General features: G+C 45.0%; 15 protein-coding genes. All 15 read left to right on the top strand.

Annotated elements, in window-relative coordinates:
* Positions 1-180 precede the first annotated feature (180 nt).
* The 15 genes from AC0VYE_RS20555 (at position 181) to aroH (ending at position 11,176) form a co-directional block, all read left to right on the top strand.
* Positions 181-483 (top strand): HU family DNA-binding protein, encoded by a 303-nt coding sequence (locus AC0VYE_RS20555; protein WP_441883526.1) that lies wholly within the window; start codon positions 181-183, stop codon positions 481-483.
* Between the two features lie 227 nt (positions 484-710).
* The gene (gene mtrB / locus AC0VYE_RS20550; protein ID WP_054024369.1) at positions 711-932 is read left to right on the top strand and encodes a trp RNA-binding attenuation protein MtrB; all 222 of its coding nucleotides are present in this window, start codon (positions 711-713) and stop codon (positions 930-932) included.
* Positions 933-1,098: 166 nt separating this feature from the next.
* The gene (locus AC0VYE_RS20545) at positions 1,099-1,668 is read left to right on the top strand and encodes a hypothetical protein (protein ID WP_475442772.1); all 570 of its coding nucleotides are present in this window, start codon (positions 1,099-1,101) and stop codon (positions 1,666-1,668) included.
* A 125-nt stretch (positions 1,669-1,793) separates the two neighbouring features.
* A complete protein-coding gene (locus AC0VYE_RS20540) occupies positions 1,794-2,654 on the top strand; it encodes a heptaprenyl diphosphate synthase component 1 (RefSeq protein WP_475442771.1) in 861 nt (286 codons plus the stop codon).
* Positions 2,655-2,672: 18 nt separating this feature from the next.
* Complete coding sequence (locus tag AC0VYE_RS20535) at positions 2,673-3,383, top strand: demethylmenaquinone methyltransferase (RefSeq protein ID WP_076271345.1); 711 nt, start codon at positions 2,673-2,675, stop codon at positions 3,381-3,383.
* Between the two features lie 2 nt (positions 3,384-3,385).
* Entirely contained in the window at positions 3,386-4,261 is an 876-nt protein-coding gene (locus tag AC0VYE_RS20530; protein ID WP_076271344.1) for a UbiA-like polyprenyltransferase, read from the top strand.
* Complete coding sequence (locus AC0VYE_RS20525; protein ID WP_076271343.1) at positions 4,255-4,920, top strand: UbiX family flavin prenyltransferase; 666 nt, start codon at positions 4,255-4,257, stop codon at positions 4,918-4,920. The genes AC0VYE_RS20530 and AC0VYE_RS20525 overlap by 7 nt, the downstream gene beginning before the upstream one ends.
* Positions 4,883-5,731, top strand: a complete 849-nt coding sequence (locus tag AC0VYE_RS20520; protein WP_475442770.1) for a menaquinone biosynthetic enzyme MqnA/MqnD family protein — start codon at positions 4,883-4,885, stop codon at positions 5,729-5,731. Before AC0VYE_RS20525 ends, AC0VYE_RS20520 begins: the two co-directional genes overlap by 38 nt.
* An 8-nt stretch (positions 5,732-5,739) precedes the next feature.
* The gene (locus AC0VYE_RS20515; RefSeq protein ID WP_475442769.1) at positions 5,740-6,714 is read left to right on the top strand and encodes a polyprenyl synthetase family protein; all 975 of its coding nucleotides are present in this window, start codon (positions 5,740-5,742) and stop codon (positions 6,712-6,714) included.
* 29 nt (positions 6,715-6,743) lie between these two features.
* Positions 6,744-7,187 carry a nucleoside-diphosphate kinase gene (ndk, locus tag AC0VYE_RS20510; protein ID WP_076271341.1) on the top strand — a complete coding sequence of 148 codons (444 nt, stop codon included), beginning with the start codon at positions 6,744-6,746 and terminating at the stop codon, positions 7,185-7,187.
* A gap of 29 nt (positions 7,188-7,216) precedes the next feature.
* Positions 7,217-7,996: a CheR family methyltransferase gene (locus AC0VYE_RS20505; protein ID WP_076271340.1), complete on the top strand. Its 780-nt coding sequence runs from the start codon at positions 7,217-7,219 to the stop codon at positions 7,994-7,996.
* 73 nt (positions 7,997-8,069) lie between these two features.
* Positions 8,070-8,240, top strand: a complete 171-nt coding sequence (locus AC0VYE_RS20500) for a hypothetical protein (RefSeq protein WP_179089935.1) — start codon at positions 8,070-8,072, stop codon at positions 8,238-8,240.
* Between the two features lie 295 nt (positions 8,241-8,535).
* Positions 8,536-9,705: a chorismate synthase gene (gene aroC, locus AC0VYE_RS20495; protein ID WP_076271339.1), complete on the top strand. Its 1,170-nt coding sequence runs from the start codon at positions 8,536-8,538 to the stop codon at positions 9,703-9,705.
* Between the two features lie 2 nt (positions 9,706-9,707).
* Entirely contained in the window at positions 9,708-10,808 is a 1,101-nt protein-coding gene (gene aroB / locus AC0VYE_RS20490; RefSeq protein WP_475442768.1) for a 3-dehydroquinate synthase, read from the top strand.
* Entirely contained in the window at positions 10,808-11,176 is a 369-nt protein-coding gene (gene aroH / locus AC0VYE_RS20485) for a chorismate mutase (protein WP_076271337.1), read from the top strand. Before aroB ends, aroH begins: the two co-directional genes overlap by 1 nt.
* Positions 11,177-11,413 lie beyond the last annotated feature (237 nt).

Here is an 11,413-nt window from a genome sequence, read left to right as displayed (position 1 = left end):
TAAGCCGCTGCCGTAAAGGGAGCGGTTTTATTTGTTTTGCAGGAAATGCTGGTTGGCACTTGAAATTGGCAAACGGCTGTATTACTATAGGTTTGTTCGGTTAAAAGGTATATTTTTGAAGTTTTCCGTTAATAAGAGGGATAAGATGAGAGTTTATATGCTTACACCAAAAAAAAGTACATAATGCACTTTGGAGGAGGTGAAACAATGAACAAAACAGATTTGATTACAAAAGTAGCTGAATTGACTGATCTTTCGAAGAAAGATGCAACGAAAGCAGTTGACGCTGTTTTTGATGCGATATCCGATGCGCTGCAAAGCGGGGATAAAGTCCAATTGGTTGGGTTTGGTAATTTCGAAGTTCGCGAGCGCCAAGCACGTAAAGGCCGCAATCCGCAAACGGGAGATCCTATTGAGATCGCAGCAAGCAAAACGCCTGCATTCAAACCAGGAAAATCACTCAAGGACCTCGTATCCAATTAAGCATACTAAAGCTTAACTGCATTGACGCCGATGTTTGGCGGCAAGCATCCATATGCCACGGAATATAAGCATGATTTTACTGCTTATAATTCGGCCTAATTTCGCTCGAACGGGATACCGTTCGGGCGTTATTTGTTTATTTGCATGATAGAATGGATTGCACAAACGTTACACATCCACTATAATTCACATGGATAGTATGGAATTACGGATGCGGAGGGATAACGATGGAGCCTACACATGGCGAGTACATTGTCGTAAAGGCAAAAGATCAAGGCGTTCAAGTCATCGGATTAACACGCGGGCTTGACACAAAATTTCATCATACGGAAAAGTTGGATAAAAACGAAATATTAATTTGCCAATTTACCGATCATACTTCAGCTATAAAAATTCGAGGTAAAGCGGTTGTGATGACGAAATACGGTACGATGGAAACCGATCAGTAACAACGAATGTGCAAAGCAGGCTATGCCTGCTTTTTTTTGCCTGCCTGCAGTCCGAATAATCATCCTGCACCGCTCGTACAATGAGAGATGGGACTTTATATTCATGCGGATCGAATGAATTTAAAGGTTAAGGTGATAAGTTAATTTTCGGAGGTGCAGAGTGAACATGGGAAAACCACTTCTAACAGCTTGTGTGACTGCGTTAGCAGCTACATTATTATTTACTTGGCTTCCTCATGCAGGATGGCAGCATTCGGCAAATCGCGGCGACGTGGCTGTTTTTCGCACGACGCCGGTCGTACGGCTCTCCAACAACAATATAGTAGATGTGCTCATTGCAGCTCAGCTTCATGAGCGGTTGAATAAGGCGGAATGGAATAACGGCGTTTTATCGATCGATATGCGGGTAAGCACCATTGAAGGCCGGCCGGCAATTTGGTTCTCGGATGTTGAGAAGCTTATTCGTGTCTCATTCATACAGCTAGAGAATGTGAAACGTATTCTGATTCGAATCATTGAGGAGCAAGCGGAAGGCGATGCTTTGCTAGCTGCTGTTGATGTGCGGAAAACCGACGATTGGCTTATTTCGGAGCTGGACCATCTTGCGCAAGCGGATCCTGTGCATGATGAGCTGTGGAGAAAGAGGCTAAGAGTTAGCTTTACTTCGGCCTGGGAAAAACGTTTTGGACCAGTATCGGGATTTACTGTAAAGCCTTCCTCCATTTCGCAGCAATAAAGGTGATGTATATTGCAATTTGTTGAACAAGCAGGCTCAATCATATGTTCTTTAGAATAAGTTGTGCTATAATAGTTTAGATTATTGAGCGGCGATTTGCGCTTCTCTGTTCGGAGGCTTCCCCAATGAGAACATACCGTATACCTGAAATAGCTCAAAAATATGTGAAATATGACATGATCGAGGAGCATACGTCTCTTCCTGACTTAGCGAATGCAAGGCTTCGCTTGCTATACGCCTTCCTGAGCCAGCAAGCGTCGCTACAGACCCACAGTGAGCTCTACACGCTCGTCGTATCTCTCGTTCAGCTAGGAATGGATACGCATGATTTAATCGACACACACCAAGAGCAGCGCTCTGAGCCGGAGATGCGTTCAAGGCAGCTTAAGGTGCTGGCAGGGGACTACTTTAGCGCAACTTTTTATCAATTGCTCTCGCAAGCCGGCGAAATTGAGATGGTTTCCAAAATCAGCAGCGCGGTTAGCGAGGTCAACAAACTAAAGGTTAATCTTTACGTTCGAATGAGGCAGCTTAAAATGACCTCAGAAGAATATTTAGGTCTTGCGGTTCAGCTTAAGAGCACGTTGTTTCAGATTTTCACTGAGGTGCTGGAGGGCGAGCTTTCTCGCATCTGGCCAGGGATTCTGGATGGCATTAGCCGGTGCGAGGTTATAGTTGATGAAATCAAGCGCAGTGAGAATCCAGCCACGTTCGATAAAAGCTGGTCCTATTGGCATATCATGCAAGCGGGGTCAGAAGATGAGCGCATGCAGCTCTCTCAGCGTAATTTTGAACCTGCATTTATTAACAGTTTGGTGGAAAAATATAAGGTGCGCAGCCAGCTTATAACGAAGCTGAATGTATCAGCAGATTCAGTGAAGGTTTTGGCTGGCAAGCTGGAATCGGACAAGTTGCTCGGAGAATTGACGACTATCGTCGATAATCTATTGAACGAAAAAACCGATTACACGCCTGCACTCAATTAGACGAGGTGACTTGCAAGGGTGGATACGAACTCCAAGAGCCATGTGCATGGCGTATTTGAGAGGATTGCTCCAAAGTACGATTTGATGAATGATCTGATCAGCTTTAGAAGACATAAGGCATGGCGGAAGTTTACGATGAAAAAAATGAGCGTTGCAAAAGGACAAACAGCACTTGACCTTTGCTGCGGCACTTGTGATTGGACGGTTGCTCTTGCAGAAGCGAGCGGTAATGGACAAATCGTAGGACTGGATTTTAGCCAAAACATGCTTGATGTGGGTGCTGTCAAAGTAAACAAAATGGGCTTGAATAAGCAAATTACATTAGTCCAAGGAAATGCAATGAGCTTGCCGTTCGAGGATAATTCCTTTGACTATGTTACGATTGGATTTGGTCTGCGCAATGTTCCTGATTATTTACAGGTACTGAAGGAGATGCACCGCGTTGTTAAACCAGGCGGTTTAGTTGTATGTTTAGAGGTATCCAAACCAACTTGGCAGCCATTTAAATCGATGTACAACCTTTATTTCGAACGTATATTGCCAGTTATGGGTAAAGTGGTAGCCAAAAGCTTCAGTGAATACAAATGGCTGCCCGAATCACTGAAAATGTTTCCCGGTCGACAGCAGCTCGCTGAGCTGTTTGAAGAAGCGGGTCTTCATCAGGTGAAGGCATATCCTCTGACCGGTGGAGTAGCTGCGCTGCATATGGGGACAAAGGAGAAGAAATAGCAATGATTCGCAAATTACGTATTATTTTGGAAATGATTAAGTTTGAACATACTGTGTTTGCTTTGCCTTTTGCTTTTATGGGAGCGATTCTAGGTGCAGTAATGATGGAGCAGCGCCTTCCTTCATGGGGGGAGATCGGCTGGGTAACGCTTGCGATGTTTGGTGCTCGAAGCGCTGCTATGAGCTTGAATCGACTGATTGATAAGGCTATCGATTTACGCAACCCGCGTACTGAAAAAAGAGCACTTCCGGCTGGCTTGCTTAAATCAGCAGAAGTTATGTTATTTATCATTGTTTCCTTCGTTTTGTTGTTTGTAGCAACTGCGAACTTAGCGCCAATCGCAATGAAACTTATGCCAATCGCAGTAGCTTTGCTTGTTCTTTATTCTTATACAAAACGCTTTACATGGTTATGCCATGTTGTGCTGGGATTAACAATTGGACTTTCGCCGCTTGGCGGCTGGGTTGCCATAACAGGTCAATTTGATCTAGCTGCTTGGATATTATATATTACCGTTTCTTTATGGATTGCTGGGTTTGATATTATTTATGCAACGCAGGATTTTGAGTATGACCGCAATGCTGGCTTGCATTCGATTCCAGCTCGATTCGGTATTAAAGGGGCTATCTGGATTGCTCGGTCCTTTCATGTCGTTACGGCAATCGGCTTTATAGCTTTGTTTTGGCTGACAGACCTTAGCTGGATGTACTTGCTTGGTACTTTGATATCGATTTCGCTTCTGTTCTATCAACATTGGATGGTACGGCCACATGATTTGTCGCGCGTCCAAACTGCTTTTTTTGGAATGAACGGTACATTAAGCGTCGTGCTCTTTCTGTTTGTTATCGTTGATTTATTGGTTATTCACCAATGGTAGACGGCCGCAACGAAACCAACTGGACGAATCGATGGGTAGTAGGCATTACAGGAGCAAGCGGTTCAATTTATGGAATAAGGCTTATTGAAGTTCTCCTTCAGATGAAATACGAGGTTCATCTCGTCATAACAGAAGCTGGTTGGAGAGTACTAAAAGAAGAACTAGGCTTTGAGACGACTCGTCGTTCAGCAGCTCTTGAACAACGTTTTGGCGATGCTATCGCGGAAGCTAGACTCGTTTTTCATCCCAATGCGGATATTGGCGCAAGCATTGCAAGCGGCTCTTACCGGGTTCAAGGAATGGTTATTGTGCCGTGCTCGATGGGGACGCTTGCGTCGATATCGCACGGCATTTCCGATAATTTGATGACTAGAGCCGCCGATGTTATGTTGAAGGAAAACAGGAAGCTGCTTATTATCCCAAGAGAAACGCCGCTTCATGCGATTCACCTTGAAAACATGCTGACGCTGGCTCGTCTTGGCGTTAGGATCATACCGGCTATGCCGGCTTTTTATTACAAACCGCAAACGATGGATGAAATGATTGACTTTTTAGTTGGTAAAGTACTTGATAATATGACAATCGAACATGATTTGTACAGAAGATGGGGAGATGAACAGAATGGGCATGAATCGCCCGATCACCATCGGAAGAATTGATTACGCGAATGCATGGCCTCTTTTCCATCAGCTCGAGGAGCGAATGGATGGGGATAGCTTTGAGGTCATTAAACGTGTACCTTCTGAATTAAATAGGCTTCTGCAAGCTGGTGAATTGGATATTTCGGCTATATCATCATTTGCCTACGGATTAAATGCGGAAGATTATGTGCTGCTGCCAGAATTGTCCGTAGGTTCGGTAGGGAAGGTCAACTCGATCTTTTTATTTCTGAAAGAGCCGATCAGCCGTAAACGTCCTGAGCGAATTTCAGTAACGACAACATCAGCAACTTCAGTTAATCTGTTGAAAATTTTGATGACATTGCACTTTGAATGCAACCCAGAGTATGTCACTGCCGCACCGAATCTGGAAAGTATGTTGGAGACAGCCGATGCTGCACTCATCATTGGCGATCCTGCCATTCATGCTTCTTGGCAAAACCACGGCCTTCATGTCATTGATTTAGGACAATTATGGAATGAGTGGACGGGACTTGGCATGACTTACGCTGTTGTTGCTGCACGTAAAGAAGCAGCTCTTGCAGCCCCAGAAGCCGTTCGTGCAGTATATAAAGCGTTAAATGCGAGCAAACAGTATAATAAGAGCCATCTTGGTCCACTAATTGAACAGGCCTGTATGCAGCTTGGAGGAGAATCAACTTACTGGGAGATGTACTTTCATTCGCTTCAATATGATTTTGGGAGCAAGCTGCAAGAAGGACTTAAATTATATTTCAATTATTCTAAGCAGCTAGGGTTGCTAGCGAATGACGTGGAGCTTACTTTTTTTGAAGACCAATCTGCCCAATAGGTGAAAGAATGAAACTACTAGATTTGTATGCAAAGATGAAAGGCGACCTAAATCAGATCGAGCAGGAGCTTGAGCGCAGCATTTCGGATGATCATGTGCTGCTTGGCGAAGCTTCTTTGCACTTGCTTCGAGCTGGCGGTAAACGGATTAGACCGGTGTTTGTTCTGCTGGCAGGCAAGTTTGGCGATTATCAGCTGGATGTAATGAAGCGCGTCGCCGTCCCTCTCGAGCTTATTCATATGGCTTCACTTGTACATGATGACGTTATTGACGACGCGGAAACACGTCGTGGACAGCTCACTGTAAAGTCCAAGTGGGACAATCGAATAGCGATGTATACGGGCGACTTCATTCATGGCAAAGCATTGTCAATCGCTGCTCAGCTTCCGAATCCGCAGATACATCAAATTTTGTCGCATGCGCTTGTACAAATGTGTATCGGAGAAATGGAACAAATTCGTGATTTCTTCAACACAGAACAATCGATACGGCATTATTTGCTTCGGATTAGACGCAAAACAGCGTTATTAATTGCTATTAGCTGTCAGCTTGGCGCTGTTGCCGCGGGAACGGACCGAAAAACAGCAAATAGCTTATATTGCTATGGTTATAATGTGGGTATGGCATTCCAGATCCGTGATGATTTGCTTGATCTATATGGAACAGAGAAACAGATCGGCAAACCTTCAGGCTCAGATATGCGTCAAGGAAATATTACATTGCCGGTTCTACTTGCATTGCAGGACCCCAAAACCCGCGATCCTTTGTTAAAAGAAATTGCTTTGATCAGGGAGCAAGGCGGGAAACGAGATGCTGGACGAGCCATCGAAATGATTCGCAAGAGCGATGGCGGAGATCAAGCAGACCAGCTTGCAAACCGATATATTAAAAAAGCACTCAAAGCATTAGAGGGATTGCCGAACGTCACAGCGAAGAAGAACTTGAGCGATATTGCGATTTTGTTTGGTAAACGTAATTATTAATCGTGCAAAATAGAAAGGAATGGTTGGGGATGGAAAGAACTTTTCTGATGATAAAACCTGATGGCGTTCAGCGCGGATTAATTGGCGAAATCGTTTCGAGATTTGAAAAAAAGGGATTGCAGCTTGCAGCTGCCAAGTTTATGGTTTTGAGCCATGAGCTTGCTGAGCGCCACTATGAGGAGCATAAGGGTAAAGTTTTTTATGAGCCATTGCTCGAATTCATAACGTCAGGTCCTGTATTTGCGATGGTATGGCAAGGTGACAATGTCATTGCATTGACGCGTGCCCTTATTGGCAAAACGGATGCACTAGATGCTCATCCCGGCACTATTCGTTCTGATTTTGCTGTACATACGAATTTCAATCTTATTCATGGCTCGGATTCGGCAGCTAATGCGGAAAAAGAGATCGGCATTTATTTCACGCCAGCGGAGCTGGTGCAATACGAGCATACAATTCAACGGTGGATTTAATATTTCGCCCACAAGCGATGGAGGAGCCTATGCTTGAAGATCGTGATTTTGCACAGTTTATTGCTCGAATAAAGCAAAAGACCGACATTGATTTGTCGCAGTACAAAGAAGCTCAAATGAAACGCAGGCTGACTACATTACGAATGAAGCACGGCTATCAAACGTTCGATGAGTATTGGAAGGCGATTGAGCAAAATCGGACGATGCTAAATGAGTTTTTGGACCGTATGACAATTAATGTTTCTGAGTTTTGGAGAAATCCTTCCCGCTGGGAAGTTTTGCAAAAGCGCTTTTTTCCCGAGATGCTTGCTGCTTCTAATCGTCTAAAGGTTTGGAGTGCGGCATGCTCAACAGGCGAGGAGCCTTACACACTCGCTATGATTTTATCGGAGCTCGGTGCCTTGCAGCGATCCTCACTTCTTGCAACTGATCTCGATTCAAATGTGCTGCAAAAGGCAATGGAAGGCAGTTATTTAGAGCGATCGCTGCGCGATGTTCCGCAGGTTTGCCGGCAAAAATATTTTAAGCAGGCAGAGGGAGCGTATTTGATTTCAGACTCCCTGAAGCAATTTATTCAATTCAAGCAGCAAAATTTGCTGCATGATACGTTTGATGGATCATTTGATTTAATTGTTTGCCGAAACGTAATGATTTATTTTACAGAAGAAGCAAAGCACTTATTGTATCATAAATTTTCTAATGCACTTAAACCGGGCGGACTGCTGTTTGTAGGCAGTACGGAACAAATTTTTTCCCCTGCGCAATACGGATTTGAGACCGCAGATACATTCTTTTATCGCCGGGTATAAGCGGCATGTATACCGTTTTCCATCTTCTCCTATACTAGTTAGTATGTAATAAACTTGGAGGATGAAGCAACCGATGGATAAACGTAAGGTTATAGCTGCCTATAGGCGTGGTTTTATTTCTATTCAGGAATGTGCACAAATTATCGGAGTGGACAGTGGACAAATGACAAGACTTGTTGATGATCCATTGCTGACGAGTGAAGGCACGGCGATACTTAGAAAAGATCGGTTAACAGCAAATTAACTGCACGCTGCCCGGGCTGGCGGATTTGTCATTTTAGATGACAGTTCCACCAGCCCTTTTTTTATACGGTTACAGCGGCTTTCAAGGTGTCCAAATTCTTGTCAAACCTGTAACTGTGTACTATAATGAGCAAAGATGTTTAGTGCTGTAAAGCATAGCAGGCGCTTGAAAGCTGTTTTGAAAATTTATAATTTTATAAGTGATGCATTTATAAAATGGTTTAAATTTCATCGCGAAACGAGCTTGTGCCGTCAATGGACTGTGTTAGTCGTTTACACTTGAGGAGGAGCTTTAGTTGACTTTAAGATATTTAACCGCAGGGGAAACACACGGTCCCCAATTAACCGCGATTATTGAAGGATTGCCAAGCAATTTGAAAATTGATTTTGAGGAACTGAATTTCCAGCTGCACCGTCGTCAGAAAGGTCATGGTCGTGGACGCCGGATGCAAATCGAGAAGGATACTGCAAACATCGTTGGGGGCGTACGCCACGGCAAAACGACTGGTGCTCCTGTAGCGCTGATCGTTGCAAACAACGATTGGAAGCACTGGACCTCCGTTATGAATATTGAGCCGATTGAAGGCAGCGATGAAGAGAAGCGCCGCGTTCATCGTCCGCGTCCTGGTCATGCGGATTTGAATGGCGGACTTAAATATGATTTGAAGGATTTGCGCAATGTGCTTGAGCGCTCTAGTGCTCGTGAAACTGCTGCGCGTGTAGCAGTAGGTGCGGTAGCTCGTCAATTTCTCGCGGAATTCGGAATTAAAGTAGCTGGACAAGTTATTCGCATCGGTGAAATCGAAGCACCAGCTAATCAGCTTTCCGTGGATGAGTTGATCCGTTTGACGGAGGAGTCCTCGGTTCGTGTCGTTGACAAAGAAACCGAACAAAAGATGACTGATTATATCGATCAAATTAAAGCAGAAGGCGATTCGATTGGCGGAATCGTGGAATGTATTATCGAAGGCGTGCCAATTGGTCTAGGAAGCCACGTACAGTGGGATCGCAAGCTCGATGGACGTATCGCGCAAGCGGTCGTATCGATCAATGCATTTAAAGGCTGTGAGATTGGAATTGGCTTCGAAGCAGCCAAGCTTCGCGGCTCGCAAGTGCACGATGAGATTATGTATGATGCAGAGCGCGGCTATCATCGAGCAACGAATCGTCTTGGCGGCTTCGAGGGCGGCATGACGAACGGGGAGCAAATCGTCGTAAGAGGTGTAATGAAACCGATTCCGACGCTTTACAAGCCGCTTCGCAGTGTGGATATTGATACTAAAGAACCGTTTACGGCTCAAGTAGAGCGCTCGGACAGCTGTGCTGTGCCAGCGGCAAGCGTCGTGATGGAGCATGTCGTTGCATGGGAGGTTGCCAAAGCATTCCTTGAAAAATTCGGCGGCGATTCCATTGAGGAAATTCGCACCAACTTGAACAATTATCTAGAACAGCTAGGGCGGTATTAAAAATGCGCGAGCTTACAGTTGAACTTGGTGATCGCTCTTATCCTATCTATATCGGGGAAGGCCTCTTGAAGGAGGCATCCTCTTATTTTATTAAGCATGGCATTAGCCAAAAATCGCCGCTGCTCATCATTACTGACTCGAATATTGCAGACATTCATTTGCAAACGCTTGAGTCTGAGCTTGCTGGCGCAGGTTTTAAAACGGCAAGCGTCGTTGTTCCAGCTGGAGAAAGCTCAAAGTCGCTAGCTATGCTCGAAACGCTTGTCGCTAAAGCTTTGGAGGAAGGTCTCGACCGCAAGTCTGCTATCGTTGCGCTTGGCGGCGGTGTTGTTGGAGATCTTGCTGGATTTGTTGCCGCTTCATATATGAGAGGCATCAAATTCGTACAGGTTCCAACGACAATATTGGCGCATGACAGCAGTGTGGGCGGCAAAGTTGCCGTCAATCACCCACTTGCCAAAAATATTATCGGTGCTTTTCATCAGCCTGAGCTTGTCCTGTATGATTTGAACACGCTGCAAACCCTTCCCCCAAGAGAAGTAAGCGCTGGTTTGTCGGAAGTGATCAAGCATGGACTAATTTGGGATGAATCGTTTGTCGCATGGTGTGAAGAGAATGCGGAGAAATTGCGCGCTCTTGATGCGGAAGCACTTGGTTATGCTTTGTATAAAGGCTGCAGCGTGAAGGCGGCCGTCGTATCGAAGGATGAGCGTGAAAACGATTTGAGAGCGATCTTGAATCTGGGTCATACGATTGGCCATGCCCTAGAAGCGGTAGCTGGATATGGGGAGCTGCTCCATGGGGAAGCCATTTCCATCGGGATGGTAGGCTCGGCTAAGCTGGGTATGCGATATGGTGCTCCAGAAGAGGTATATACCATAACGAAGCGCGTTCTTGCGAAAGCAGGACTGCCAGTGCGGCTCCCTGAGCATTTGGACGTAGATAAGATTATGGAAGCAATGATGCATGACAAGAAGTTTGCTGAGGGTACGATGGTTTTTGTTGTGCCAACTGCAATAGGTTCAGTTGAAATAAAATCCGATGTCCGCATCCAATGGGTACGTGAGATCGTAGAGCAATTAAAGCAGGAGGTGCAACAATAATGAGTGTTAGAGGAATTCGTGGTGCTATTACTGTAGATGCTAATGAAGAACAGCCCATTTTGAATGCAACGATTGAAATGTTGAATGGAATCGTGGCCGATAATGAGATCGTACCTGACGATATTTGCAGCGTGTTCGTGACGGTTACCAGCGATCTGGACGAGACATTCCCTGCTAGAGCTATTCGCCAAATGAAGGGCTGGGAGCTTGTTCCGCTTATGTGCGCGCTTGAAGTTCCGGTTAAAGGCAGTCTTGAGCGCTGTATTAGATTAATGGTTCTTATCAATACGGACAAGACGCAAGCGGAGATTCGTCACGTTTATTTAAACGGCGCGCAGGCGCTTCGTCCGGACTTATCTAAAGCATAAAGCTGTGACTTTAGCTCATAAAGAACAAATCCCTTTGTTGACGCATAGCTGTACGTTGTTGTATATTTAGTTACGTAAGTGAGAGTAGCAGAGTAGTTTTATGAGCTGAGTAGAGATGAGTCGAGATTAGTTGAGAGAAGCAGAGTTAGGCAATGAGAGATACGCGAGATTGAGAAAAAGCTGAACGATCTTATGTGCAATGGCACACAGGATTGTAAAAGTGCTGCTTCAACGTAT

It is taken from the genome of Pristimantibacillus sp. Z349TD_6 (assembly GCF_056173205.1).
Note: the sequence above shows the minus strand (reverse complement) of the source record. Positions and strands in the feature narration are given on the sequence as shown.